Origin of the sequence: Streptomyces sp. NPDC055966 (assembly GCF_042269865.1) — a bacterium.
Taxonomy (GTDB): Bacteria; Actinomycetota; Actinomycetes; order Streptomycetales; family Streptomycetaceae; genus Streptomyces.
In genome coordinates this window covers 851,290-877,200 of sequence record NZ_JBHJYK010000001.1, presented here as the reverse complement: position 1 = coordinate 877,200, position 25,911 = coordinate 851,290, and the positions used below count along the sequence as shown (strand labels likewise).

General features: G+C 72.2%; 20 protein-coding genes, 1 tRNA gene and 1 pseudogene. 16 read left to right on the top strand and 6 right to left on the bottom strand.

Annotated elements, in window-relative coordinates:
- Nucleotides 1-31: 31 nt before the first annotated feature.
- From ACFC8N_RS04090 to ACFC8N_RS04080, 3 genes are all read right to left on the bottom strand, one after another.
- Nucleotides 32-526, bottom strand: coding sequence for a hypothetical protein (locus ACFC8N_RS04090; protein WP_376286133.1), 495 nt, complete (start codon nt 524-526; stop codon nt 32-34).
- Between the two features lie 240 nt (nt 527-766).
- Complete coding sequence (locus tag ACFC8N_RS04085) at nt 767-931, bottom strand: hypothetical protein (protein ID WP_362821286.1); 165 nt, start codon at nt 929-931, stop codon at nt 767-769.
- 71 nt (nt 932-1,002) lie between these two features.
- Nucleotides 1,003-2,364 (bottom strand): S1 family peptidase, encoded by a 1,362-nt coding sequence (locus tag ACFC8N_RS04080; RefSeq protein ID WP_376286130.1) that lies wholly within the window; start codon nt 2,362-2,364, stop codon nt 1,003-1,005.
- Between the two features lie 259 nt (nt 2,365-2,623).
- On the opposite strand from ACFC8N_RS04080, the gene ACFC8N_RS04075 reads away from it, so the two are divergent.
- From ACFC8N_RS04075 to ACFC8N_RS04050, 6 genes are all read left to right on the top strand, one after another.
- Entirely contained in the window at nt 2,624-3,217 is a 594-nt protein-coding gene (locus ACFC8N_RS04075; protein WP_376286127.1) for a CGNR zinc finger domain-containing protein, read from the top strand.
- A gap of 257 nt (nt 3,218-3,474) precedes the next feature.
- Nucleotides 3,475-4,062 (top strand): sigma-70 family RNA polymerase sigma factor, encoded by a 588-nt coding sequence (locus ACFC8N_RS04070; protein WP_079173430.1) that lies wholly within the window; start codon nt 3,475-3,477, stop codon nt 4,060-4,062.
- A 50-nt stretch (nt 4,063-4,112) separates the two neighbouring features.
- Nucleotides 4,113-4,892: a zf-HC2 domain-containing protein gene (locus tag ACFC8N_RS04065; RefSeq protein WP_356031632.1), complete on the top strand. Its 780-nt coding sequence runs from the start codon at nt 4,113-4,115 to the stop codon at nt 4,890-4,892.
- A 92-nt stretch (nt 4,893-4,984) separates the two neighbouring features.
- Nucleotides 4,985-7,387 (top strand): HelD family protein, encoded by a 2,403-nt coding sequence (locus ACFC8N_RS04060; RefSeq protein ID WP_376286124.1) that lies wholly within the window; start codon nt 4,985-4,987, stop codon nt 7,385-7,387.
- 355 nt (nt 7,388-7,742) lie between these two features.
- Complete coding sequence (locus ACFC8N_RS04055; RefSeq protein ID WP_356031628.1) at nt 7,743-9,158, top strand: NAD-dependent malic enzyme; 1,416 nt, start codon at nt 7,743-7,745, stop codon at nt 9,156-9,158.
- A gap of 347 nt (nt 9,159-9,505) precedes the next feature.
- Nucleotides 9,506-9,787, top strand: coding sequence for an HU family DNA-binding protein (locus ACFC8N_RS04050; protein ID WP_023550134.1), 282 nt, complete (start codon nt 9,506-9,508; stop codon nt 9,785-9,787).
- A gap of 213 nt (nt 9,788-10,000) precedes the next feature.
- Here ACFC8N_RS04050 and murA read toward each other — a convergent pair whose 3' ends face one another.
- Nucleotides 10,001-11,347, bottom strand: coding sequence for a UDP-N-acetylglucosamine 1-carboxyvinyltransferase (gene murA / locus ACFC8N_RS04045; protein ID WP_356031626.1), 1,347 nt, complete (start codon nt 11,345-11,347; stop codon nt 10,001-10,003).
- 334 nt (nt 11,348-11,681) lie between these two features.
- Between murA and ACFC8N_RS04040 the strand changes: the two genes are divergently transcribed.
- On the top strand, nt 11,682-12,254 hold the full coding sequence (locus tag ACFC8N_RS04040) for a YqgE/AlgH family protein (RefSeq protein WP_362693203.1): 573 nt from the start codon (nt 11,682-11,684) through the stop codon (nt 12,252-12,254).
- A gap of 29 nt (nt 12,255-12,283) precedes the next feature.
- Entirely contained in the window at nt 12,284-12,571 is a 288-nt protein-coding gene (locus ACFC8N_RS04035) for a DUF3039 domain-containing protein (RefSeq protein WP_356031622.1), read from the top strand.
- 146 nt (nt 12,572-12,717) lie between these two features.
- Here the strand turns inward: ACFC8N_RS04035 and ACFC8N_RS04030 are convergent, their stop codons facing one another.
- Nucleotides 12,718-12,930 carry a hypothetical protein gene (locus tag ACFC8N_RS04030; protein WP_376286119.1) on the bottom strand — a complete coding sequence of 71 codons (213 nt, stop codon included), beginning with the start codon at nt 12,928-12,930 and terminating at the stop codon, nt 12,718-12,720.
- Nucleotides 12,931-13,036: 106 nt separating this feature from the next.
- Between ACFC8N_RS04030 and ACFC8N_RS04025 the strand changes: the two genes are divergently transcribed.
- From ACFC8N_RS04025 to ACFC8N_RS04000, 6 genes and pseudogenes are all read left to right on the top strand, one after another.
- Nucleotides 13,037-14,671, top strand: coding sequence for a beta-N-acetylhexosaminidase (locus ACFC8N_RS04025; protein ID WP_376286116.1), 1,635 nt, complete (start codon nt 13,037-13,039; stop codon nt 14,669-14,671).
- Nucleotides 14,672-14,921: 250 nt separating this feature from the next.
- Nucleotides 14,922-15,815 carry an FAD binding domain-containing protein gene (locus ACFC8N_RS04020; RefSeq protein WP_356036908.1) on the top strand — a complete coding sequence of 298 codons (894 nt, stop codon included), beginning with the start codon at nt 14,922-14,924 and terminating at the stop codon, nt 15,813-15,815.
- Nucleotides 15,812-17,872 (top strand): (2Fe-2S)-binding protein, encoded by a 2,061-nt coding sequence (locus tag ACFC8N_RS04015; protein WP_376286113.1) that lies wholly within the window; start codon nt 15,812-15,814, stop codon nt 17,870-17,872. The genes ACFC8N_RS04020 and ACFC8N_RS04015 overlap by 4 nt, the downstream gene beginning before the upstream one ends.
- On the top strand, nt 17,869-20,175 hold the full coding sequence (locus ACFC8N_RS04010; protein WP_356036904.1) for a molybdopterin cofactor-binding domain-containing protein: 2,307 nt from the start codon (nt 17,869-17,871) through the stop codon (nt 20,173-20,175). Before ACFC8N_RS04015 ends, ACFC8N_RS04010 begins: the two co-directional genes overlap by 4 nt.
- A gap of 63 nt (nt 20,176-20,238) precedes the next feature.
- A pseudogene (locus ACFC8N_RS04005) lies at nt 20,239-20,609 on the top strand (hypothetical protein).
- 139 nt (nt 20,610-20,748) lie between these two features.
- A complete protein-coding gene (locus tag ACFC8N_RS04000; protein ID WP_356036902.1) occupies nt 20,749-21,909 on the top strand; it encodes an SUKH-4 family immunity protein in 1,161 nt (386 codons plus the stop codon).
- 19 nt (nt 21,910-21,928) lie between these two features.
- Here ACFC8N_RS04000 and ACFC8N_RS03995 read toward each other — a convergent pair.
- A tRNA-Cys gene (locus tag ACFC8N_RS03995) sits at nt 21,929-22,000 on the bottom strand.
- Nucleotides 22,001-22,174: 174 nt separating this feature from the next.
- On the opposite strand from ACFC8N_RS03995, the gene ACFC8N_RS03990 reads away from it, so the two are divergent.
- Both ACFC8N_RS03990 and ACFC8N_RS03985 read left to right on the top strand, forming a co-directional pair.
- Nucleotides 22,175-23,623, top strand: coding sequence for an MFS transporter (locus ACFC8N_RS03990; RefSeq protein WP_376286110.1), 1,449 nt, complete (start codon nt 22,175-22,177; stop codon nt 23,621-23,623).
- A 199-nt stretch (nt 23,624-23,822) separates the two neighbouring features.
- A complete protein-coding gene (locus tag ACFC8N_RS03985; protein WP_356036898.1) occupies nt 23,823-25,631 on the top strand; it encodes a DEAD/DEAH box helicase in 1,809 nt (602 codons plus the stop codon).
- The last annotated feature ends 280 nt before the right edge of the window (nt 25,632-25,911 follow it).

Genomic DNA, 25,911 nt, shown 5'->3' with positions numbered 1-25,911 from the left:
AAGCAAGGACGGCGACTCGCAGCCCCACCGGTCAGGAGTATGTCCAGCGCCATCTGCTCCCACTGGGGGCGCACGTGATGCTCGTGCCGGAGGCGTCCGTCGTCGTCGCTCCGTGGTCGCTGTTGCGGCAGAACTCGCCGGCGGAGTAGCAGTTCCCCGCGTTGGAGACGATGGGGCAGGTGCCTGATGCGCTCTGGCTGCCAGTATCGCCTGAGCTGCCGTCACCGGAACCGGAGCTGTTGTCGGTCGATGCCTGGGCGGTGACCGTCACCGTCGCCTCGACCGTCTTCGTCACGGTCGGTCCAGGCGCGGGCTTCGCGGTGGCTGTCGCCGTGGCGGTGACGGTGACGGTCGCGGTCGGCCGGGGCTGACTGGCCGCTGTCTTCACGCTGTTGCCGTCGCTGGGCCGGCCGCCGGCGCCCGCGCCGATTCCCAGGAGGAAGGCGAAGCCGATCACGGGCAGTACGTAGCGCTTCCGGGCCCACTTCGGAGCCGGGCGGACCGGCGGGGTGGGTGGCGGCGGCATGTATGGGCTGTATGGGCTGGTCATTCGTCCCCCCAGGAAGTTTTGGGAGCGACGAAGTTAGTCCCGTGGCGTGAGACATGTGACTGATGTGCGGAAGAGGTGATGAATCCGTGATGGTCGCGTGTGGCGGTCCGATCGTCTGTCACGGACTGACGTGATCGGCGACTTCGAGGAACTGCTCTTCGGCCAGGAGCTGGTCGCCTGCGTCGACTTCGATGGTGTATCCGGCGGCGTACCAGGTCACGGACCGCCGTTCTCGGGCAGCCCGGCGTGCCGCGGCACATCGCCGGGTACGGCCGCGTCGTAGGTGTGCGAGCGGTGCCGGAGTGCCCAGCCGGCCACGACCGCGATCAGGCAGACCAGTGCCACGGCCGCGCACAGGCGCCGTCGGCGTCTCTCGGTCACGGTCACGTTCCTCCGCGCGTGCGGTGGGCCGCCGATCCGGCTCGACGGCCCACCGGTCGCTCAGCCGGCGGTCACTGGGTGACCAGGGTCCAGTGCATGTCGTGCAAGGTCTGGGAGATCGGTACGAAGTACACGCCCTGGACACACCACGGCGTGCGCACGCCGCTGTCGAGGACGTACTCCGAGGACGGGCAGGTCACGGTGCGGTCGAGGGCCGTGATCATGCCGCGTGCCTCGTCCGAGGTGTAGTTGTTCGCGCCGGCGAAGACCGGACCGCCGCTGTCGCCGTTCGCCGCCGCGATGTGGTCCTTCGTGCGTGACGTGGAGTAGGCGAGGTCGGTGTCCGGCCGGTAGACGCCGTTCGCTCCCGTGACCCCGATGTCCGTCTCGGCGATCTGCACACCGCAGTGCACACCGGAGTTGGCGCCGTCGGTGCAGACGTAGTCGCCCACGTTGTTGTGGCCCCAGCCGCTGACCGGCTTGGAGTACCCGTCGGTCTCGCTCGCCGGGCCGTCGTACAGGCGCCCGGCCGACCGGCCGGAGGGCAACGTGATGCCCAGGGCGTCGTCCGAGGCGAGTCGCTGGGCGGCGTCGGTGGTGCCGATGACCTTGCCGCCCTGGTAGGTGTGCCACACACCGCCGCGACCGTCGCAGTGGTAGGCCGTGCTCAGCTCGTACTGCCCGCCGGACGTCCTGACGGCGAACGAGCTGGAGCAGATGCCCCCGCCCGGATTGCGTACGGCCGCGCCTCCCTGCCACGGGCTGCCGTCCTCCTGGCGCGAGGAGAGGTCCACGCTCAACGGCTGGTAGGCCACGGTGGTGCGGACCCCGGTCAGGCGGCCGGTGACCGCCGCGACCTCGCTCGACCGGTCCTGGCGGGCAGCCGACGCCAGCGGGTCCAGCCGGTCGCTCCTGCCCGCGCCCCGGTCCTCGTCGTAGCCGATCTGCAGTCCGCTTCCGTCGACCGCGGGGCCGACGCTCGTGATGCGAAGGGGCGCCGCGGCGCCGGGGAGGTGCAGATCGGCGGGGCGTCCGCCGTGCAGGAGCCTGTCGCGGGCCGCGTGCAGGTCGGCCTTGGAGTAGCGGGCCGGGAGGACGGAGGCGCGTACGCCCGCGGGCAGGTGGGCGAGGATGTGCCGCACCCGCTCGGGCGGGCTGCCCTTCCAGTGCAGGCGCAGGCTGTCGTGGAGGGGGTCGACCTCGATGTCGGCGAAACCGGGGATCCTGGCGCGGTCCGACTCGGACAGCCCCTCGGTGATCTGTCCGGCGATCTTGTCGAGCGTCTCCTGCCGCTTCTCGATCGCCGACGTCGTGAGCGCCGGTCGCGGCGACGCGACGGCGGAGGGGGCAGAGACGAAGGAGAGGGACAGGGCCAGCGCCGCGAGGGGGAGGGCTATGGCCGCCCGTCCGCGGCTTCTGCCGGATTGCTTCACGGGGACCTCGTTTCATCGGTGACGCACGGATGTGTTCGCCGTGAAAGAGAGCTGTGGGGGAACGGTGGTTGACTCGCCGCCCCGGTGAATTGCGGACAGGTCCGGAGGGAAGCCGGGGTGCGCGTCCCCGCGGGTGTGTTCGCGCATACGTGCGCGTCCAGCCGGTACGAGGGGTTCCGGCCCGGCGTCCGGGCGGGCACTGTGAAGAGGAGCCCTCACGGAGAGTCCCCACGGTTCCTGCCTAGGCGGTGACAGGCACATGGCACTGGGTACGGCCACGCCCCCGTACGAGTTGCGCTTCGACGCCGGACGCATCTGTCTCGATCTCCTCGCCACCTCGCATCCGGTCGAACGGCTGGACGGCGTCGGGGCGTTGCGTGCCTGGATCGGGGGTGTCGGACTGGTGCCGGGCGGTACGCCGCTGGCGCATGCCGAGGGGCACTGGGTGCAGGGGTTCAGGAAACTGCGGTCGTGCATCGGGCCGTTGGTGCGCGCTCCGCACCCCTTCGACACCGTCCCGTACGAACGCGCGCTGCGGCAGGTCAACGACCTCGCCCGGGCCGCGACCCCCGCGCCCCGCGCCGTACGCACGCACAGCGGGGACCTCGTACGGGAGTTGGCGGCCCCGCCCTCCTGCGCGGAGCTGCTCGCGCTCGTCGCCCGGGACGCCGTCGAGCTGCTCACCGATCCCGTCGCCCGGGCGGCCGTCCGGGAGTGCGAGGGCGACAACTGCTCGCTCGTGTACCTCGACACGTCCCGGGGGCGCCGCCGGCGCTGGTGCTCCAGCGAGGTCTGCGGGAACCGGGAGCGGGTGGCCCGGCACCGGCGGCGGGCCGCCCTCGCCCGTGCCTGAGCGGGGTGACGCCCCCTTTTCCCACGTGATTTGCGTAACACCGGGTTTCCCGGAGGTCCCGGCCGGGCAGCTCGGCCGTCCCGCGACCACCCCCGGCGATGTGTCGGAAATGTAAAGATCATGCGGTGGGAATGTGCGTGCATGTCCCGCTCGTCGCACCACCCCCAAGAAATCTGTGGCTTCCGTTTGAACACGTCACCCCTCGCTTCCGTACGGGTGGGCGAGCGACCGACTGGGGGAACCCCCGGACACCGGAGGTGGGCGTGCGCAAGGATGCGGCCGTGGCCAATGAACGTGGATCGAGGGCCCGACATCGCATGTCCTCATCACAGCCCTCGGAACCGGATGAGGAGCTGATGCGTGCGCTGTATCGAGAGCACGCCGGACCTCTGCTCGCGTATGTCCTGCGGCTGGTCGCCGGTGACCGGCAGCGCGCTGAGGACGTCGTACAGGAAACACTCATCCGTGCCTGGAAGAACGCCGGTCAGCTCAATCGGGCGACCGGTTCGGTACGCCCCTGGCTGGTGACGGTCGCACGCCGCATCGTCATCGACGGCCACCGCAGCCGGCAGGCCCGGCCGCAGGAGGTCGATCCGTCGCCGCTGGAGGTCATCCCCGCGGAGGACGAGATCGACAAGGCGCTGTGGCTGATGACGCTGTCGGACGCGCTCGACGACCTGACCCCGGCCCACCGGGAGGTCCTCGTCGAGACGTACTTCAAGGGGCGTACGGTCAATGAGGCGGCCGAGACGCTTGGCATACCCAGTGGCACGGTCCGCTCCCGGGTGTTCTACGCCCTGCGGTCGATGAAGCTGGCACTGGAGGAGCGGGGGGTGACGGCGTGATGAGCAACGGTTACGGGGGAGTTCAGGGATTTGGCCCTGGTGGTCCGGGTATGTCTGGGCCCATGAGTCCCGGTTCAGGATCTTCGGTGCCCAGCGAGCACGAGACGGTCGGCGCCTATGCCCTCGGGATTCTCGACGACGCCGAGGCAACCGCTTTCGAGGCCCATCTCGCGGGCTGCGAGTGGTGCGCCCAGCAGCTCGACGAGCTGGCCGGGATGGAGCCGATGCTCGCCGCGCTCGCGGATCTGCCGGGCTCCGGCAGCACGCCGTCGATCGGTGACTCGCTGTCCGCCAGGCCCACTCCGCGGCTGGTGGAGAGACTGGTCGACGAGGTCGCGGAGAAGCGTGCCCAGAAGCGGCGCCGCTCCTTCTACATGATCGCCGCGGCCGCCGCGCTGATCATCGCCGGGCCGCTGGCCGCCGTCGCCGCGAACAGCGGCGGCTCCGGCGGCGGGCAGGTGACGGCCTCGTCCGCGCAGACGACCTTCTCCGCCATGGCCGACAAGCAGTCGGCGACCGACGCGTCGTCCGGCGCCAGCGCGACCATCGGCACGGAGCAGAAGGACTGGGGCACCCAGGCGGTCCTGGAGCTGAAGAACGTCAAGGGCCCGCTCAAGTGCTCCCTGGTGGCCGTCGCGAAGAACGGCCAGCGCGTGACCATGTCGTCGTGGTCCGTCCCGGACTGGGGCTACGGCATCCCGGACGCGAAGACCGAGGAGTCCAAGAAGCCCCTGTACATCGGCGGCGCCACGGCCTTCAAGCCGAACGAGATCGACCACTTCGAGGTCGTGACCTTCGACGGCAAGAAGCTCGTGCAGGTGGGCGTATGACGCCCGCCGCGGCCGCTACGGCCGTGCCGTAGCTTTGACGGGCCCCCTTCGCGTACGGTTGACGGCTGCTTGGCACGTCAGAAGGGGGCCCGGTGGCCGCTCAGGTTCAGCAGTCCGCGGTCGGCTCGGTACACGGCGCACACGATTCCGTCCGTGACCGGGAGATCAGCGTCGAACAGGAACACCTGGACCGGGTGTACCGGCGTCTTGAGGAGAAGATCCACGAGGCCGAGTTCCTGATGAACGACGCGGCCCAGCGCGGCCAGGTCGGCACCCCGGGCGCGCTGGCCGAGCGCGACGCCCAGGTCTTCCGCGCCGGCATCCACCTGAACCGGCTCAACAACGAGTTCGAGGACTTCCTCTTCGGGCGGATCGACCTCCTGCTCGGCAAGGACGGGAAGAAGGGGCCCGACGGGGCCTACACGGCGGTGGAGCCGGCCGAGGGCGCCGTGCGCGAGGACGGCACCGCCGACATCGCCGAGACCCTGCACATCGGGCGTATCGGCGTCCTGGACGCGGACTACGCGCCGCTGGTCATCGACTGGCGGGCGCCCGCCGCCGCGCCGTTCTACCGCTCCACCCCGGTCGACCCCGGCCGGGTCGTGCGGCGCCGGGTCATCCGGTCCAAGGGGCGCCGTGTGCTCGGCGTCGAGGACGACCTCATGCGGCCCGAGCTGACCGCCCGCCTCGACGGCCGGCAGCTGGCGGTCATCGGCGACGGCGCCCTGATGGCCGCCCTCGGCCAGGCCCGCAGCCACACCATGCGGGACATCGTCTCCTCCATCCAGGCCGAGCAGGACCTCGTGATCCGGGCGCCCGCCGCCTCGGTCACCTACGTGGAGGGCGGGCCGGGGACGGGCAAGACCGCCGTCGCGCTGCACCGGGCCGCCTATCTCCTCTACCAGGACCGGCGGCGCTACTCCGGCGGCATCCTCATCGTCTCGCCGACCCCGCTGCTCGTCGCCTACACCGAGGGCGTGCTGCCCTCGCTCGGCGAGGAGGGGCAGGTCGCCATCCGCGCGATCGGCTCGCTGGTCGACGGCGCCGAGGCCACGTTGTACGACTCCCCGTCCGTGGCCCGCGCCAAGGGTTCGTACCGGATGCTGAAGGTGCTGCGGAAGGCCGCCCGGGGCGCCCTGGAGCTGGGCACCCCCGCGCCCGCGGAACAGCTCGCCCTCGACGCCCCCGACGAGGACGAGGACACCGGGCGGTGGACCGCGGCCGCGACCCCCACCCGGCTGCGCGTCGTCGCCTTCGGGCGGCGCCTGGAGCTGGAGGCGGCCGATCTGGACCGCGTCCGCCGGACCGCCCTCGGCGGCACCGCGCCCGTCAACCTGCTGCGCCCGCGCGCCCGCAAGCTGCTGCTGGACGCCCTGTGGGCGCAGTCCGGCGGGGCCGCCCGGCACTCCGACCCGGAGCTGGCCGCCGAGCTGCGCTCCTCCTTCGACGAGGACGTCACCTCCGAGGACTCCTTCACCGGCTTCCTCGACGCCTGGTGGCCCGAGCTGACCCCGAGGCAGGTCCTCGCGGCCATGGCCGACGAGAAGCGGCTCGGCCGGTGGGCGCGCCGGATCCTCAACCCCGGGGAGGTCCGCAAGGTCGCCCGCTCCCTGAAGCGCGACGGCCACTCCGTGCACGACATCGCCCTGCTGGACGAGCTCCAGGCGATCCTCGGTGTCCCGGCCCGCCCCCGCAAGAAGCGCGAGCTGGACCCGCTGGACCAGCTCACCGGGCTGGAGGAGCTGATGCCGGTGCGCGAGGAGAGCCAGCGGGAGCGGGCCGAGCGCCTCGCCCAGGAGCGCACCGAGTACGCGCACGTCATCGTGGACGAGGCGCAGGACCTGACGCCGATGCAGTGGCGGATGGTCGGCCGCCGCGGCCGGCACGCCACCTGGACGGTCGTCGGGGACCCGGCCCAGTCCTCCTGGTCCGACCCGGACGAGGCGGCCGAGGCCCGCGACGAGGCCCTCGGCACCCGGCCCCGGCGCCGCTTCCAGCTCACCGTGAACTACCGCAACCCGGCCGAGATCGCCGAGCTGGCCGCCAGGGTCCTCGCCCTCGCGATGCCCGGCTCGAAGGCGCCGTCCGCCGTGCGGTCCACCGGTGTCGAACCGCGTTTTGTGACAACGAACAACGGACACAGCACTGTCGTACCGGACTCCCTGGAGCGGACCGTGCGCGCGGAGGCCGAGCGGCTGCTGGACCTGGTCGACGGCACGGTCGGCGTCGTCGTCGCCATGAACCGGCGCCAGGAGGCCCGGCGCTGGCTGGCCGGGCTCGGCGACCGGGTGGTGGCGCTCGGCAGCCTGGAGGCCAAGGGGCTGGAGTACGACGCGACGGTGGTCGTCTCGCCGGCGGAGATCGCCGACGAGTCCCCGGCCGGGCTGCGCGTGCTGTACGTGGCGCTGACCAGGGCGACCCAGCAGCTGACGGTGGTCTCGGGGGACCGGGACGAGCCCGACGCGGCCGGCGTGCCGGATCTGCTGAGGGACTGACTTTCCTGTGAACTCCCCGCAGGAGGAATGGCCCTGGGCATCCGTTTGTTAGCCTGGGTACGGCACCGGCCCGATCCAAGCCCCCGGGCCCAACCTTTGTCGCTACGAGCGACCACTTGCCGCGAGGCGAGCATGGCGGGTCGGTGTCGTACACGTGAGAGAGACCCACGTCAGTTGTGACGTGGGTCTCTTTCTTTGCCCGATCAACTCTCGTATGGTGGAAGTGGTTTTCCGAAACCAGGCACCGCTCATGAACAAAACGTCCGCAATCCGAGGCGACTATCACGTACTCACGGGTAGGTGCGACGATCGGACGGCACAACTCGCGACACGGTGAAAGCAGAGGAAGTCGGCCATGGCAACGGCGCCCAGCGTCTCCTACTCGATGACCATCCGGCTGGAGGTGCCCGCGAGCGGAACCGCCGTCTCGCAGCTCACCACCGCTGTGGAGTCCTCCGGAGGCTCGGTGACCGGCCTCGACGTCACCGCGTCCGGCCACGAGAAGCTCCGTATCGACGTCACCATCGCGGCCACCTCCACGGCCCACGCGGAGGAGATCGTCGAGAAGCTCAAGGGCATCGAGGGCGTCACCCTCGGCAAGGTCTCCGACCGTACGTTCCTGATGCACCTCGGCGGCAAGATCGAGATGCAGTCCAAGCACCCCATCCGCAACCGTGACGACCTGTCCATGGTCTATACGCCGGGTGTGGCCCGCGTCTGCATGGCGATCGCCCAGAACCCCGAGGACGCCCGCCGCCTCACCATCAAGCGCAACTCCGTTGCGGTCGTGACGGACGGCTCCGCCGTGCTCGGCCTCGGCAACATCGGCCCGAAGGCCGCGCTGCCCGTCATGGAGGGCAAGGCGGCCCTCTTCAAGCGCTTCGCCGGCATCGACGCCTGGCCGATCTGCCTGGACACCCAGGACACCGACGCGATCGTGGAGATCGTCAAGGCGATCGCCCCCGGCTTCGCCGGCATCAACCTGGAGGACATCTCCGCGCCGCGCTGCTTCGAGATCGAGGCCCGCCTGCGCGAGGCCCTCGACATCCCCGTCTTCCACGACGACCAGCACGGCACCGCGATCGTCGTCCTCGCCGCCCTGACCAACGCCCTGCGCGTCGCGGACAAGGCCATCGAGAACATCCGGGTCGTCATGTCCGGCGCCGGCGCGGCCGGTACGGCCATCCTCAAGCTGCTGCTCGCCGCGGGCGTCAAGAACGCCGTCGTCGCCGACATCCACGGCGTCGTGCACGCCGGCCGCGCGGACCTGGTGGACGCCCCGGCCGGCTCGGCGCTGCGCTGGATCGCCGACAACACCAACCCCGAGGGCCTGACCGGCACCCTGAAGGAGGCCGTGCGCGGCGCCGACGTCTTCATCGGCGTCTCCGCCCCGAACGTCCTCGACGGCGACGACGTGGCCGCCATGGCCGACGGCGCCATCGTGTTCGCGCTCGCGAACCCGGACCCCGAGGTCGACCCGGCGGTCGCCCGCCAGACGGCCGCCGTCGTGGCCACCGGCCGCTCCGACTTCCCGAACCAGATCAACAACGTGCTGGTCTTCCCGGGTGTCTTCCGCGGCCTGCTGGACGCCCAGTCCCGCACCGTCAACACCGAGATGATGCTCGCCGCCGCGAAGGCTCTCGCCGACGTGGTGACCGAGGACGAGCTGAACCCGAACTACATCATCCCGAGCGTCTTCAACGACAAGGTCGCGGGCGCGGTCGCGGGCGCGGTGCGCGACGCGGCGAAGGCCGCGGGCGCGACGGTCTGACCGACGCTCCAGGGGCCGCCCGGGTGACAGCCGAAAGGCGCCCGGGCGACGCCCCGGTGACGGCGTGTCGTACTGTGCAGGGGCTGTGAGGATCACCACGGCGGCCCCTGCATCGGCGCGTCGTGGAACCGGCCGGTGCCGGGCGCGCTCTAGGGTGACGCCGAGCGGGCGCTTTTCGTGTGACTCCCCAGGGTGTTCTCACGACTCCTACGGGTGCCGGATTGGCTTTCCCGCCGCAGGTAGGGGCAGGATGCCACTCTGGGCGCGAGCGCATCGGCATCGCAGTGCCTCGGGCGGCACCGCCGCATGGCACACCCCAACGGCAAGAAAAACACGGGAGTAACAACATGAACCGCAGTGAGCTGGTGGCCGCGCTGGCCGATCGCGCCGAGGTGACCCGCAAGGACGCCGACGCCGTGCTGGCCGCGTTCGCCGAGACCGTCGGCGAGATCGTCGCCAAGGGCGACGAGAAGGTCACCATCCCCGGCTTCCTGACCTTCGAGCGCACCCACCGTGCCGCTCGCACCGCGCGCAACCCGCAGACCGGCGAGCCGATCAACATCCCCGCCGGCTACAGCGTGAAGGTCACCGCGGGCAGCAAGCTCAAGGAAGCGGCCAAGGGCAAGTAAGCGCTCCGCTTCGAGCGCCGTCCACCGGAGCGCCGTTCGACGTGAGCGCCGTGGGCAGTGTCGTCGTCTGTGGCTGGTCGCGCCCACGCGGCGGAGCCGCAGATTGACACAGCCCCGCGCCCCTTCGGGGCGCGTCCACAGCGGGCGTGGACAACGACAATGGGGCGGCCCCTTTCGCCAAGGGGCCGCCCCATTGTCATGTCGTGACAGTGCTCAGCCGAGCGCCTTGCCCGGCAGCTCGACCTTCGCGCCCAGCTCGACGAGCTTCTCCATGAAGTTCTCGTAGCCGCGGTTGATGAGGTCGATGCCGTGGACGCGGGACGTGCCCTCGGCGGCCAGGGCGGCGATGAGGTACGAGAAGCCGCCGCGCAGGTCGGGGATGACCAGGTCGGCGCCCTGCAGCTTGGTCGGGCCGGAGACGACCGCGGAGTGCAGGAAGTTGCGCTGGCCGAAGCGGCAGTCGGAGCCGCCGAGGCACTCGCGGTAGAGCTGGATGTGGGCGCCCATCTGGTTCAGGGCCGAGGTGAAACCGAGGCGGGACTCGTAGACCGTCTCGTGGATGATGGACAGGCCCGTGGCCTGGGTGAGCGCCACCACCAGCGGCTGCTGCCAGTCGGTCTGGAAGCCGGGGTGCACGTCCGTCTCCAGCGCGATGGACTTCAGCTGGCCGCCCGGGTGCCAGAAACGGATGCCCTCGTCGTCGATCTCGAAGGCGCCGCCCACCTTCCGGTAGGTGTTCAGGAACGTCATCATCGAGCGCTGCTGGGCGCCGCGGACGTAGATGTTGCCGTTGGTCGCGAGCGCGGCCGAGGCCCAGGAGGCGGCCTCCAGGCGGTCCGAGAGGGCGCGGTGGGTGTATCCGCCCAGCTTGTCCACACCGGTGATGCGGATCGTGCGGTCGGTGTCCATCGCGATGATCGCGCCCATCTTCTGCAGCACGCAGATGAGGTCCTCGATCTCCGGCTCGACGGCCGCGTTGGACAACTCGGTGACACCCTCGGCCAGTACGGCCGTCAGCAGCACCTGCTCGGTCGCGCCCACGGAGGGGTAGGGCAGGCGGATCTTCGTGCCGCGCAGCCGCTGCGGCGCCTCCAGGTACTGCCCGTCCGCCCGCTTCTCGATGGTCGCGCCGAACTGCCGCAGCACGTCGAAGTGGAAGTCGATGGGCCGGCCGCCGATGTCGCAGCCGCCGAGGCCCGGGATGAAGGCGTGGCCGAGACGGTGCAGCAGCGGGCCGCAGAAGAGGATCGGGATACGGCTGGAGCCGGCGTGGGCGTCGATGTCGGCCACGTTGGCGCTCTCGACGTGCGTCGGGTCGAGGACCAGCTCCCCGGGCTCGTCGCCCGGACGGACCGTCACCCCGTGCAGCTGGAGCAGGCCGCGCACGACGCGCACGTCACGGATGTCCGGAACATTGCGCAGTCGGCTCGGACCGCTGCCCAGCAGGGCGGCGACCATGGCCTTCGGTACGAGGTTCTTCGCACCGCGGACACGGATCTCGCCCTCCAGCGGGGTGCCGCCGTGGACAAGCAGTACGTCGTCAGAGCCGTTGACGGTCATGAATCTCGCGTTCCGATGAGATGGGCAGGGGGCGGCCGATCACTGTTGCGCGCGGGCCGGGAGAGACAGCGTAGTCGCCGATCACCCCCCGTTCGTAAGCCCAAGGACCGCCAAGACTCGTCATAGCTGTGTCACAACACGAACCGTTCCCTTTCGGGCACATGGGGTCACCGCGGCACACGTGCGCCGGGCCCGCTTCCCTGCGCCCGCCCGTCTCCCACCACCGCCCTCAAACGAGGCCTTTGCAGGCCGCACCATCGGATTCATGCTGCGCCCCCCTGAATGCCCCTCATCGGCTCCCCACACCGGTCGAAGATGCGGGATCATGTCTGGCATGACCGAGGTGTCCTCGCTCACAGGGCGGCTGCTCGTGGCAACACCCGCCCTGGCGGACCCGAACTTCGACCGCGCGGTGGTGCTCCTCCTCGACCACGACGAGGAGGGCTCCCTCGGTGTCGTCCTCAACCGCCCCACCCCCGTGGACGTGGGCGACATCCTGGAGGGCTGGGCGGACCTCGCCGGCGAGCCCGGAGTGGTCTTCCAGGGCGGGCCCGTCTCGCTGGACTCGGCACTCGGCGTCGCGGTCATCCCGGGCGGCGCGGCCGGCGACCGCACCCCGCTCGGCTGGCGCCGGGTGCACGGCGCGATCGGCCTGGTCGACCTGGAGGCCCCGCCGGAGCTGCTCGCCTCGGCCCTCGGTTCGCTGAGAATCTTCGCCGGGTACGCGGGCTGGGGCCCGGGCCAGCTGGAGGACGAGCTGGTCGAGGGCGCCTGGTACGTGGTCGAGTCCGAGCCCGGGGACGTCTCCTCGCCGGCCCCGGAGCGGCTGTGGCGCGAGGTACTGCGCCGCCAGCGCAACGAACTGGCGATGGTGGCCACGTATCCGGACGACCCTTCGCTCAACTGATGGGTGTGAGCTTCAGTACCCTGGGCGGTATGAGCACTCTTGAGCCCGAGCCCGGGGCTGGTACGGGGACCCTCGTAGAGCCGACACCACAGGTGTCCCACGGCGACGGCGACCACGAGCGCTTCGCCCACTACGTCCAGAAGGACAAGATCATGGCGAGCGCCCTCGACGGCACCCCCGTCGTGGCGCTGTGCGGCAAGGTGTGGGTGCCCGGCCGCGACCCGAAGAAGTACCCCGTGTGTCCCATGTGCAAGGAGATCTACGAGTCCATGGGCAGCGGCGGCGACGACAAGGGCAAGGGCGGCGACAAGAAGTAGTCCCCACCGCCTGAGGTTTCCAGAGCCCTCGGGGCGCGTTCTCGGCGCGCCCCGAGGGCTTTCGCGTGTCACGAAGTGGTGGAGACCTCTTGTCGGCATGTCCCCGTTGTCCTTAGCCTTCAAGCTTGTTGTGCAGAGTGAAACGTTCATTGCGTATGCTGCAACGAAGCTCGGAGGATCACTCCATGGAGTTCGGCTCCGCCGGTGATGGCGATACAGCCCGCGCCCCTTGACTCACGCTCCCGATCTCTTCCTCCCGGCGGGTGTTCGGGCAGCGAGAATTCGACCGCTATTTCGGCAACAGATTCCGCTTCCATCTCGGCATGGAACGGCTTCCTGTTCGCCAAGTCCTTCACCATCGGCGCCCCCTCGCAGCGACCCTGCCGACGGCCCTGCCGGTGTTCTCCTTCGTACTCGTACAGCGACGTCCGGTCTCCGGACCGGGCGGAGCGGTAAAGGACTGAGATGGTTGATGTGATTCCCGCACCCGCGAGCATCGCCCGGAACGCCTCCGGTCACGCGCGCGTGGACGCCGGCACGGCACTGCAGACCCTGCCCGGCGCGGAGGGCACCGCGCGCTGGCTGCGGGCCGCCGTGGGCGCGGCGACCGGACTGCCGCTGCCGGAGGACTCCGTGCGCCCGAACCGGATCGTGCTGGGCATCGATCCCGGCCTGCCGCCCGAGGGCTACCGCCTCGTCACCGACACGCAGCCCTTCCGTATCGAGGGCGGCAGCCCCGCCGGAGTCTTCTGGGGTGCCCAGACCCTGCGTCAGCTGCTCGGCGCCGACGCCTTCCGGCGGGCGCCGCTGCGGCGTGACCGGGTCTGGGACGTGCCCGCCGTCACCGTCGAGGACAGCCCGCGATTCCGCTGGCGCGGTCTTCTCCTCGACGTCGCACGGCACTTCATGCCCAAGGAAGGCGTGCTGCGCTATCTCGACCTGATGGCCGCGCACAAACTCAACGTCTTCCACTTCCATCTGACCGACGACCAGGGCTGGCGCATCGAGATCAAGCGCTACCCGAAGCTGACCGAGACCGGCTCCTGGCGGACGCGGTCGAAATTCGGTCACCGGGCCTCCCCGTTGTGGGAGGAGAAGCCGCACGGCGGTTACTACACCCAGGACGACATCCGGGAGATCGTCGCCTACGCCGCCGAACGGCATATCGCCGTCGTCCCGGAAATCGACGTACCGGGCCACTCGCAGGCCGCCATCGCCGCGTACCCGGAACTCGGCAACGCCGACGTCATCGACACCACCGCCCTCACCGTCCTCGACAACTGGGGGATCTCGTCCAACGTACTCGCCCCCACTGACAACACGCTGCGCTTCTACGAGGGGGTGCTGGAGGAGGTCCTGGAGCTGTTCCCGGCCGACGCTGCGCACTTCTCGCCGTTCGTGCACATCGGCGGCGACGAATGCCGCAAGGAGCAGTGGACCGAGTCGGTCACCGCGAAGAACCGGATCGCGGATCTCGGACTCACCGACGAGGACGCGTTGCAGTCGTGGTTCATCGGGCACTTCGACGCCTGGCTCTCCGCGCGCGGGCGGCGGCTGATCGGCTGGGACGAGATCCTGGAGGGCGGGCTCGCCGAGGGCGCCGCGGTGTCCTCCTGGCGCGGCTACGGCGGCGGGATCGCGGCCGCGCGGGCCGGCCACGACGTCGTCATGTGCCCCGAGCAGTACGTGTATCTGGACCATCGTCAGGCTCCGGGCGAGGACGAGCCGGTGCCGATCGGCTTCGTACGCACCCTGGAGGACGTCTACCGGTTCGAACCGGTTCCGGACGGGCTGAGCGAGGCCGAGGCACGGCATGTGCTGGGCACCCAGGCCAACGTCTGGACCGAGGTGCTGGAGGACACCGCGCGCGTGGACTACCAGACCTTCCCGCGGCTCGCGGCCTTCGCCGAGGTGGCCTGGAGCAGCCTGCCCGCCCCCGGGGAACGTGACTTCGCCGGCTTCGAACGCCGAATGGCCGCCCACTACGCGCGACTTGACGCCCTCGGGGTCGCTTACCGGCCACCCGCCGGGCCCCGGCCGTGGCAGAAGCGCCCCGGCGTCCTCGGCCGCCCGATCGAGGGGGCGCCGCCGAACAGGTGACCGTACCGAACACGCGGTGAAAAGCGCGCCAAGAGTCACCGAAGAGTGTCAATCGGTGCGCATTGGGGAAGCCGCGCCAAATCACCCCATCTCCGTGTTGAGATGGGCGAATGCCTCCTAGTGCCTGCTAGCGGACCCCCGCGTTCGGCCCTTGCGAAGATGTGCCAGAGTTGCCACGTCCGCCCTGTGAGCACGTACCGTACGGCCACACAGGTGGGACCAGGTGGGGCAGCGGGAAGGGGCAGCCGGTTTGACCACGCACGCACCGCAGGCGGCGCAGGCCGTCACGCTGCCCACGACGCTGGACGAGGCGGTGGCGGCCCTCGGCGCCACGCCCACCGCCGTGCCCGTCGCGGGCGGCACCGACCTGATGGCCGCCGTCAACTCCGGCCAGCTCAGGCCCGCCGCCCTGGTGGGCCTCGGGCGGATCAGCGAGATCCGCGGCTGGCAGTACCAGGACGGCCACGCGCTGCTCGGCGCGGGCCTCACGCACGCGCGTATGGGCCGCCCCGACTTCGCGGCCCTGATCCCGGCGCTCGCCGCCGCCGCGCGCGCCGCGGGCCCGCCGCACATCCGCAACGCCGGCACCCTGGGCGGCAACATCGCCTCGGCCGCCCCCACCGGGGACGCGCTGCCGGTGCTGGCCGCCCTGGAGGCGACGCTGATCATCGCGGGCCAGGGCGGAGCCCGCCGGGAGATCCCGGTGTCGCACCTGCTGGCCGGCATGGAGATGCTGCGCGGCGGCGAACTCATCGGCTACGTGCGCGTACCGCTGCTGCACGCCCCGCAGGTCTTCCTGAAGGCGACCGGGCGCACCGGACCGGGCCGCTCGCTGGCCTCCGTGGCCCTCGTCCTCGACCCCGCCCGGCGCGGAGTGCGGTGCGCCGTCGGCGCCATAGCGCCGATGCCGCTGCGGCCGCTGGAGGCCGAGCAGTGGGTCGCGCAGCTCATCGACTGGGACAACGACCGCGCGCTCGTGCCCGAGGCCCTCAGCGCCTTCGGCGAGTACGTCGCCGCGGCCTGCATCCCGGACCCGGCACCGGAGTCCGACGGCTCGGTGCCCGAGCTTCCGCCCGCCGTACTGCACCTGCGGCGCACCGTCGCCGCACTGGCCCGACGAGCACTGGGGAGGGCGCTGTCGTGACCGCCGACGACCGGCACGGAGAGGGCACGCCCCAGGGCGGGGGCCGCTGGGACCCGCTGCCCCAGGGCGACTACGACGACGGCGCCACCGCCTTCGTCAAGCTCCCCGAGGGCGGCATCGACGCCCTGCTGTCCGGCGACAGCCCGCTGGCCGCGCCGGGGCACGGCTACGTGCCGCCGCAGATCGCGGTCGCCCCCGGCACCGGCGACGCCGCGGCGCCCGGCGCCTGGACCGCGCCCGCGGGCGGCACCGAGTGGCCCGACCCGAACGCCGTGCCCCGGACGCCGGGCGGGGACGACCGGTTCACCTACGAGCCCGCCGCCACCCAGCAGTGGACCTTCGAAGACCCCGCCGCCCCCGCCGCCCCGGCCGTCCCCGGACACGACGTCACCGGGCAGTGGTCGATCCCCGTCGCCGAAGGCGATCTTCCGGACGAATCGGGCGAGTTCACCACGTCGTCCCTGGTCGAGCAGTGGGGCGGCGGCACCCCGCCGGCCACCCTGCCCGGCGGCGCGCCCGCGCCCTGGGCGACCCAGGACACCGGCGGCCCCTGGGACCAGCACACCGAAGGCGGGCAGCCCCCGGCCGCCCGCCCGCTGCCGGACCACACCGGCGCGCACCCGGCGGGCGGTTCCCCGGCGCAGGCGTACGCCGGGGAGCGGTACGGGCACGAGCAGGCCGGTCACGCGCCTACGGAGCACGCGGAACACCGGGACGCGGGGCACACCGAGCCCGAGCGGGCCGAGCGGGCGGACGCCGGTTACGCGGACGCCGGTTACCCGGAGGCCGGTCACACCGGCGAGTTCACCGGCTTCACCGAGGCCGCCCCTGCCGCGGAGCCCGCCGAAGCGGCCCTGCCCGCCGAACTCCCGGCTCCCGCCGGGCCCGTGGCGCCGCGGGCCGCCTCGGCGGCGGCGCCGGACCCGAACGGCCGGGACGGCCACGCCGGCCACGGCGCTCCCGCCCCCGCGGAAGCCTCTGGGCGCCCCGCTGACGGCCCCGCGGGCCACGAAGAGCCCGAGAGGCCGACCGAGGCGCGGCGGACCGCGACAGCGCCCGCCGAGCCCGCCACGGAAGCCGCCGACGCCGTGGATGCCATGGACGCCGCGCGGGCGACCGCCGCCCACGAGGACGACCAGGCCGCCGACGCGCCCGGGACCGCCGTTCCGGCGACGGACGACACGCCCGACACGGGCACCGAGGGCACCGAGGAACCCGCCGGCGAGGACCACGCGCCCGCGCGCGAGGCGGCCCTCGCCGAGGAGCACGCCGCGCCGCTCCCGCCCGCCGACGACCACCCCCTCGCCTCCTACGTGCTGCGCGTCAACGGCACCGACCGTCCCGTCACCGACGCCTGGATCGGCGAGTCGCTGCTGTACGTGCTGCGCGAGCGGCTCGGCCTCGCGGGCGCCAAGGACGGCTGCTCGCAGGGCGAGTGCGGGGCCTGCAACGTCCAGGTCGACGGCCGGCTGGTCGCCTCCTGCCTGGTCCCGGCGGTCACCGCGGCCGGCAGCGAGGTGCGCACCGTCGAGGGCCTCGCCGCCGACGGACGGCCCTCCGACGTGCAGCGCGCGCTCGCCCGGTGCGGCGCCGTGCAGTGCGGTTTCTGCGTGCCCGGCATGGCGATGACCGTGCACGACCTGCTGGAGGGCAACCCCGCGCCGACCGAGCTGGAGACCCGGCAGGCGCTGTGCGGCAACCTGTGCCGCTGCTCCGGCTACCGGGGCGTCCTGCGGGCCGTCCAGGACGTCGTCGCCGAGCGCGAGGCGGCACACGCCCCGGCCGGCGACGGAACGGACGCGGACGAGGCGCGCATCCCGCACCAGGCGGGCCCCGGCGCGGGCGGGGTCCACCCGTCGGCGTTCGAGGCACCCGGCGCGTTCGACCCACCGCGGACCGGCCACGGCGCAGCGGACGGCCAGCACGGCCACGACGGCTACGGCGACACGGCGGACGCGTACGGCACGCCTCCGTACGGCACACCGGGACCGCAGGGTTCGTACGACCCGCACGGCACGCACGACCGGCACTACGGCCAGGACGGAGGCCAGGTGTGAGCAACGAAGCGGCCACGGCGCCCACCGCCGCGGAACCCGACGCCGAGGACGAGCCGTCGCACGGCCTCGGCGCGTCCCTGACGCACGCCGACGCCCGCGCCAAGACCGAGGGCACCTTCCCGTACGCCGCCGACCTGTGGGCCGAGGGGCTGTTGTGGGCGGCCGTCCTGCGCTCGCCGCACGCGCACGCGCGCATCGTGAACATCGACACCACGCACGCGCGTGAGATGCCCGGCGTACGCGCCGTCATCACGCACGAGGACGTGCCCGGCACCCCGCGCCACGGCCGGGGCACCCCCGACCGCCCGGTGTTCGCCTCCGAGGTCGTACGCCACCACGGGGAGCCCATCGCCGCCGTCGCCGCCGACCACCCCGACACCGCGCGGATGGCCGCCGCCGCCGTCATCGTCGAGTACGAAGTACTCGATCCGGTCACCGACCCGGAGCAGGCCTTCGAGGCCGAACCGCTGCACCCCGACGGCAACTTGATCCGGCACATCCCGCTGCACCACGGCGACCCGGAGGCCGCCGGCGAGATCGTGGTCGAGGGCCTGTACCGCATAGGGCGCCAGGACCCGGCCCCCATCGGCGCCGAGGCCGGCCTCGCCGTGCCCCGTCCCGACGGCGGCGTGGAGCTGTACCTGGGCTCCACCGACCCGCACGCCGACCGCAACACCGCCGCGGCCTGCTACGGCCTGTCCCCCGATCGGGTGAAGATCGTCGTCACCGGGGTGCCGGGCGCCACCGCCGACCGCGAGGACCAGGGCTTCCAGCTCCCGCTCGGCCTGCTCGCGCTCAGGACCGGCTGCCCGGTGAAACTCACGGCCACGCGCGAGGAGTCCTTCCTCGGCCACACCCACCGCCACCCCACCCTGCTGCGCTACCGCCACCACGCCGACGCCGAGGGCAGGCTGGTGAAGGTCGAGGCGCAGATCCTGCTGGACGCGGGCGCGTACGCCGACACCTCCGCCGACTCCCTCGCCGCCGCCGTGTCCTTCGCGTGCGGCCCGTACGTCGTCCCGAACGCCTTCATCGAGGGCTGGGCCGTACGCACCAACAACCCGCCCTCCGGCCATGTGCGCGGTGAGGGCGCGATGCAGGTGTGCGCCGCCTACGAGGCCCAGATGGACAAGCTGGCGAAGAAGCTGGGCGTGGACCCGGCCGAGCTGCGCCTGCGCAACGTCCTCGCGACGGGGGACGTCCTGCCGATCGGCCAGACGGTGACCTGTCCGGCGCCGGTCGCCGAACTCCTCCAGGCGGTACGGGACTTCCCGCTCCCGGCGCTGCCCAAGGACGAGCCCGAGGAGGACTGGCTGCTGCCCGGCGGCCCCGAGGGCGCGGGCGAGCCGGACGCGGTGCGCCGGGGCGTCGGCTACGGCCTGGGCATGGTGCACATGCTCGGCGCGGAGGGCGCCGACGAGGTGTCCACGGCGACGGTGAAGGTCCACGACGGCGTGGCGACGGTGCTGTGCGCGGCGGTGGAGACCGGCCAGGGCTTCACGACCCTCGCCCGCCAGATCGTCCAGGAGACCCTCGGTGTCCAGGAAGTCCATGTGGCCCCGGTCGACACCGACCAGCCGCCGGCCGGCGCGGGCTGCCGGGGCCGGCACACGTGGGTCTCGGGCGGCGCGGTGGAGCGGGCGGCGAAGATGGTCCGCACGCAACTCCTCCAGCCGCTCGCCCACAAGTTCGGCATGTCCACCGAGCTGCTCCAGATCACCGACGGCAAGATCACGTCGTACGACGGCGTCCTGTCGACCACCGTCACGGAGGCGATGGAGGGCAAGGAGCTGTGGGCCACGGCGCAGTGCCGCCCGCATCCCACCGAGCCGCTGAACGCCGCCGGCCAGGGCGACGCCTTCGTCGGACTGGCCTTCTGCGCGATCCGCGCGGTGGTGGACGTCGACATCGAGCTGGGCTCGGTGCGGGTGGTGGAGCTGGCGCTCGCCCAGGACGTCGGCCGGATCCTGAACCCGGCGCAACTGGCGGCCCGGATCGAGGCGGGCGTCACCCAGGGCGTGGGCATCGCGCTCACGGAGAACCTCCGCACGCCGCGTGGCCTGGTCCGGCACCCGGACCTGACCGGATACGCCCTGCCGACCGCCCTGGACGTGCCGGACATCCAGATCGTGAAGCTGGTCGAGGAGCGGGACGTGGTCGCGCCCTTCGGCGCCAAGTCGGTCAGCGCGGTCCCGGTCGTGACGGCGCCGGCGGCGATCGCGTCCGCCGTCCGCGCGGCCACCGGCCGCCCCGTCAACCGCCTCCCGATCCGCCCGCAGGCGGCGGTGGCGACGGACCGCTGAGCGGCGGTACCGGATGACCGGCGGCCCCGGGTGATCGACGGGGTGGCCGTCGCCACGGGCGTGATGGCGGCCGACAGGCCGACGGTGGCACAGCTGCTCGCCGGGGGTGCCTCCACGCCCTTCAGGCAGTGGGGGAGCCTGCCACGCGCGGCGCACGTCCGAGGCGACGTGCCGCTCGACTCAGCCTGCTGAGGCGCCTGTCGGCGGCCACGGCGGACGCGTACGCCGGGGCCGGCTTCACGGCGGTGGTGCAGGACGTCCTGCCGGGCGAGGACCTGACGGCGTGCACCGGCCTGATCTGCACCCGCCACCTGGACGCGGAACTGCGCCGGCGCACCCCGCGCATCGGCCTGTGGCTGGACACGTCCCGGTGGACGCCGGAGCAGGCGGTCGCGGCGATCCTCGCCGGCGCGCAACGTGCGCGGGTCGCCTGACGTCCCCTCTGGCGAGGGGCGTTGTCAGTGGGGCGGCGTAGTCTGCGGAGCAGTGGGGCCGCAGCGCTCCGGGACGTACGCCGGGCAGTCACGGACGTGCGTCGGGTCACTGACGGGGACGGACGATCGCGGGGGAGCGATGAGCACGACCGACACCGGGTTCACGGCGATCACGCTGACGGAGGCGGAGCTGGACCGCTACGTCACACACGCGCCGACGCGCGGCCTGCTCGGCGGCGCCGGACTGCCCGTGGACACCGACCTGCTGACCTTCTCCCCGCTGCGCACCCACGGCCTGCGCACGCTCGCCGACGCCGCCGACGCCCCCTTCCGGCTGGCGGAGGAGCTGCGCGGCCGGCTGGTCATCGGCGAACTGCTGAACCCGGCCGGCATGGAGCGCGAGTCGATCCTGCTCGACGGCGACACGGGCGAGATCACCACGGCCTACCTCTTCGACCCCTCCGAGCCCCGCCCCTTCGCGCCCTCCCTCGCCACGCTGCTGCGCTTCGCCGCGGTCACCGAGGAACTGGCGGGCCTGCGCGGCCGTTTCGCCTCTCTTGCGGGCCGGTACGGCCCCGAGACGGCCGCCGAGGCGACGCGCCGCCTGCTGTCCCTCTTCGAGGAGGGCGCGAACGGCGCGATCCCGCCGTACTGGAAGGCGGCGGCCCTGATCCGCCCGCTCGCCCTCGTCGCAGGCGCCGGCGCGGCCCGCGGCCTCACCCTGGACGTCCCCGCGCGCGTCCTGGACCAGGAGTTCGGACCGGGCCGGGTGACCCGCTACGAGGAGGTCGACTTCCCCCCGACGCTCACGCACGAGCCGACCCGCCGCTTCCTGTGCGAGACCGGCCTGCCGGAACGGGCGGTGCTCTTCTCCTCGGACACGGACGTCCCGCTGCCGACCCTGCGCGAGTACTACACGCAGGAGCGCCCGGGCGACTTCCCCCTGGGTGAACTCCCGGCCCACGCCGACCACTTGATCCGCCTCGGCCATCTGCTGGAGGACACCGGCCTGCTGGTCGACGGCAGAACGGGCGCGGTCCTGACCTTCAGCGAGCCGGACGCCACACTCCAGCCCCTGAACACGGACGTCTCGACCCTCGCCTTCACGCTCTGGCTGCTGCACCACGAGCGCGCCATCCACCGCCACCTGCACCACGAACTGACGGCCCTGGCCTACGAGGACCTGGCCGCGGCCATGCTCCACACCCTGACGGCCGTGGACCCCACGGGCACGACCCCCGGCTCGGACTGGCACTACTGGACGGAGGCCTTCCAGGACGAAGCGGGCGGAGTGCTCTGAAGCACCCCGCCCGGGAAAGAGGCCGTGGCGGGAATCGAACCCACGTAACTCGCTTTGCAGGCGAGCCCCTCAACCACTCGGGCACACGGCCGTGTTCGTGGGAATGAACTTACGGGGGGTGGCGGGCGGGCTCAAGGGAGGCGCTGGGGTTGCAATGCGACTGCCATGCGGCGTTCATGAAGCAGGGGGTGTACGACCAAGATCGCAGGTCGGACCGGTCTCCCGACAGGGGTGAAAGTCGTTTGCGGGCCTTACGCTGACGGGCATGACCGCCCTGGAGCCCCGCGACGCCGATGTCGTGACCGAAGCCGCCGAGACCGACCCCCGCAGCGGACCGGACAGCGTGCTGAGCCGGGCGTACCGGGCGCTCAGCGTCGGGATCGTCTCCGTCGTGCTGCTGATCGCGTTCGAGGCGACCGCCGTCGGGACCGCGATGCCGGTCGCCGCGCGGGAGCTGGACGGGGTGGCGCTGTACGCGTTCGCGTTCTCCGGCTACTTCACGACCAGCCTGTTCGGCATGGTGCTCTCGGGCCAGTGGTCCGACCGGCGCGGTCCCCTCGGGCCGCTGAGCGCCGGCATCGCGGGCTTCGCCACCGGGCTCGTCATCGCCGGCACCGCCCGGAGCATGTGGGTGTTCATCCTGGGGCGGGCCGTGCAGGGGCTCGGCGGCGGACTGGTGATCGTGGCGCTGTACGTCGTCGTCGGCCGCGCCTACCCCGAGCGGCTGCGGCCCGCGATCATGGCGGCCTTCGCGGCGGGCTGGGTCGTCCCCTCCATCGTCGGCCCCCTCGCCTCCGGCGCCGTCACCGAACACCTCGGCTGGCGCTGGGTCTTCCTCGGCATCCCCGTCCTCGTCGTCCTCCCGCTCGCCCTCGCCCTGCCGCAGATACGGCGCCGGGCGTCCGGCCCGGTGCGGAAGGACCAGGCCGCCGGGTCGTTCGACCGGCGGCGGATCCGGCTGGCCCTCGGCATCTCCCTCGGTGCCGGCCTCCTCCAGTACGCCGCGCAGGACCTGCGGCCCCTCGCCGTACTCCCCGCGCTGGCCGGTGCCGCCCTCCTCGTGCCCGCCGTCCTCGGGCTCCTTCCGCGCGGCACCTACCGGGCCGCCCGCGGCCTGCCCTCCGTCGTGCTGCTGCGCGGGCTGTCCGCCGGTTCCTTCATCGTGGCCGAGTCCTTCGTGCCGCTGATGCTCGTCACCCAGCGCGGGCTGTCGCCGACGCTCGCCGGGTTCTCGCTGGCGGCGGGCGGCGTGACCTGGGCCCTGGGCTCGTATCTGCAGTCCCGGCCGCGCATGGCGCCGTACCGGGAGCGGCTGATGACCGCCGGGATGGTGCTGGTCGCCGCCGCCGTCGCCACCGCGCCCAGCGTGCTCGTGCACGCCGTGCCCGTCTGGACCGTCGCCGTCGCCTGGGCCTTCGGCTGTCTCGGCATGGGCCTGGTGATCTCCTCCACCAGCGTGCTCCTGCTCCAGCTGTCCGCCCCGGAGGAGGCCGGCGCCAACTCCGCCGCGCTCCAGATCTCCGACGCCCTGGCCAACGTCGTCCTCCTCGCCGCCACCGGTGCCGCCTTCGCGGCCCTGGGCGGCGGAAGCGCCGCGGCCACCGCGGCCACCACCGCCGGCGGCCCCCCTCCCCTCGCCTTCGCGGCCGTCTTCCTGCCGATGGCGGGGGTGGCGCTGGTGGGGGCGTGGGTGACCCGGCGACTGCGGGCCTGACGGCGATCGTGCCGGGGAGCTCGCGGCCGGTCCGGCTGCCGATCACGCCGGTGATCACCGCGGCTGTGATGTGGATCCCACCCACGGGCGACCCGGCCTCGTCCGGGCGTTGACGGTGGTGCGGCGCCGGTAGGGTGGCCCGGTTGTCATACGTAGCCGAGCGCCGAGCCCCCAGAACGAGCCCCAAAAAACGGAGACCGTGACTACCACCGCCGCTTCCGCTTCCTCCGCGTCGTCGTCCCACCACCTCTCGCCCGCCTTCCCCGGCCGGGCCCCCTGGGGTACCGCCAGCAAGCTGCGTGCCTGGCAGCAGGGGGCGATGGAGAAGTACGTACAGGAGCAGCCGCGCGACTTCCTCGCCGTCGCCACGCCCGGCGCCGGCAAGACGACCTTCGCGCTGACGCTCGCTTCCTGGCTGCTGCACCATCACGTCGTGCAGCAGGTGACCGTGGTCGCGCCGACCGAGCACCTGAAGAAGCAGTGGGCCGAGGCCGCGGCCCGTATAGGCATCAAGCTCGACCCCGAGTACAGCGCCGGACCGCTCGGCCGGGAGTACGACGGGGTCGCCGTCACGTACGCCGGTGTCGGCGTGCGGCCCATGCTGCACCGCAACCGCGTCGAGCAGCGCAAGACCCTCGTCATCCTCGACGAGATCCACCACGCCGGTGACTCCAAGTCCTGGGGCGAGGCGTGCCTGGAGGCGTTCGAGCCCGCCACCCGCCGGCTCGCGCTGACCGGCACGCCGTTCCGCTCCGACACCAACCCCATCCCCTTCGTCACGTACGAGGAGGACAACGCCGGCATCCGGCGCTCCGCCGCCGACTACACGTACGGCTACGGCAATGCCCTCGCCGACCACGTCGTCCGGCCGGTCATCTTCCTGTCCTACAGCGGCCAGATGCGCTGGCGCACGAAGGCCGGTGACGAGATCGCCGCCCGGCTCGGCGAGCCGATGACCAAGGACGCGGTCAGCCAGGCCTGGCGGACCGCGCTCGACCCGCGCGGCGAGTGGATGCCCAGCGTGCTGCGCGCCGCCGACCAGCGGCTGACCGAGGTCCGCAAGGCCATCCCGGACGCCGGCGCGCTCGTCATCGCCTCCGACCAGGACTCCGCCCGCGCCTACGCCAAGCTGATCCGCGAGATCACCGGGACGAAGGCCACGCTCGTGCTCTCCGACGACGCCGGGGCGTCGAAGAGGATCGACGACTTCAGCGCGAGCGACGACCGGTGGATGGTCGCCGTCCGGATGGTGTCCGAGGGCGTGGACGTGCCCCGGCTCGCGGTGGGCGTGTACGCGACGACCATCTCGACTCCTCTCTTCTTCGCCCAGGCCGTCGGGCGCTTCGTGCGGTCCCGGCGGCGGGGCGAGACCGCGTCCGTGTTCCTGCCGACCGTGCCCGACCTGCTGACCTTCGCCAATGAGATGGAGAAGGAGCGGGACCACGCCCTCGACAAGCCGAAGAAGGAGGGCGAGGAGGACCCGTACGCCGAATCCGAGAAGGAGATGGAGGAGGCGAACAAGCAGCAGGACGAGGACACCGGCGAGCAGGAGCAGTTCTCCTTCGAGGCGCTGGAGTCCGAGGCCGTCTTCGACCGGGTCCTGTACGACGGTGCCGAGTTCGGCATGCAGGCGCACCCGGGGAGCGAGGAGGAGCAGGACTACCTCGGCATCCCGGGGCTGCTCGAACCCGACCAGGTGCAGCTGCTGCTCCAGAAGCGGCAGGCCCGGCAGATCGCGCACAGCAAGAAGAAGCCGGACGCCGAGGCCGATCTGCTCGAACTGCCCGCCGAGCGGCGGCCCGTGGTCTCCCACAAGGAGATGATGGAGCTGCGCAAGCGGCTCAACACCCTGGTCAGCGCGTACGTCCACCAGAGCGGCAAGCCGCACGGAGTGATCCACACCGAGCTGCGGCGGGTCTGCGGGGGCCCGCCGAGCGCGGAGGCGACGGCGGGACAGCTGAAGCAGCGGATCGACAAGGTGCAGGAGTGGGCCACGCGCATGCGGTGACGCTGCGCCCCGCACCCCGTATCCGGACGAATCACGGCAGGCCGGATCCGCTCTTGCCCGGATTCTGGACGGAGACTTCCGCTCAGCGAACCAGCTTCGCTACTGTCCCGCTACGCACACGCCCCGTGGCAGCGTCGCCGCGGAGCGCAGCCGTGAAGCGACCTTGGCCCGGAGCCGCCGGAGCCGTTCTGCCGATCGGCGGCCTCTGAACGCGTCGCCGACGGGACTCGGCCACGCATCCGCCGCTCAGGGGCCCGCCGGCCTCACCACCAAAGGAGTG

What these genes read in the sequence shown, in the direction of transcription:
- ACFC8N_RS04090 (WP_376286133.1), bottom strand. Translation starts at nt 526, where the DNA reads ATGCCGCCGCCACCCACCCCGCCGGTCCGCCCGGCTCCGAAGTGGGCC.
- ACFC8N_RS04075 (WP_376286127.1), top strand. Translation starts at nt 2,624, where the DNA reads ATGGCACTGGGTACGGCCACGCCCCCGTACGAGTTGCGCTTCGACGCC.
- ACFC8N_RS04065 (WP_356031632.1), top strand. Translation starts at nt 4,113, where the DNA reads ATGTCTGGGCCCATGAGTCCCGGTTCAGGATCTTCGGTGCCCAGCGAG.
- ACFC8N_RS04055 (WP_356031628.1), top strand. Translation starts at nt 7,743, where the DNA reads ATGGCAACGGCGCCCAGCGTCTCCTACTCGATGACCATCCGGCTGGAG.
- ACFC8N_RS04050 (WP_023550134.1), top strand. Translation starts at nt 9,506, where the DNA reads ATGAACCGCAGTGAGCTGGTGGCCGCGCTGGCCGATCGCGCCGAGGTG.
- murA (WP_356031626.1), bottom strand. Translation starts at nt 11,347, where the DNA reads ATGACCGTCAACGGCTCTGACGACGTACTGCTTGTCCACGGCGGCACC.
- ACFC8N_RS04040 (WP_362693203.1), top strand. Translation starts at nt 11,682, where the DNA reads ATGACCGAGGTGTCCTCGCTCACAGGGCGGCTGCTCGTGGCAACACCC.
- ACFC8N_RS04035 (WP_356031622.1), top strand. Translation starts at nt 12,284, where the DNA reads ATGAGCACTCTTGAGCCCGAGCCCGGGGCTGGTACGGGGACCCTCGTA.
- ACFC8N_RS04030 (WP_376286119.1), bottom strand. Translation starts at nt 12,930, where the DNA reads ATGGTGAAGGACTTGGCGAACAGGAAGCCGTTCCATGCCGAGATGGAA.
- ACFC8N_RS04025 (WP_376286116.1), top strand. Translation starts at nt 13,037, where the DNA reads ATGGTTGATGTGATTCCCGCACCCGCGAGCATCGCCCGGAACGCCTCC.
- ACFC8N_RS04000 (WP_356036902.1), top strand. Translation starts at nt 20,749, where the DNA reads ATGAGCACGACCGACACCGGGTTCACGGCGATCACGCTGACGGAGGCG.
- ACFC8N_RS03990 (WP_376286110.1), top strand. Translation starts at nt 22,175, where the DNA reads ATGACCGCCCTGGAGCCCCGCGACGCCGATGTCGTGACCGAAGCCGCC.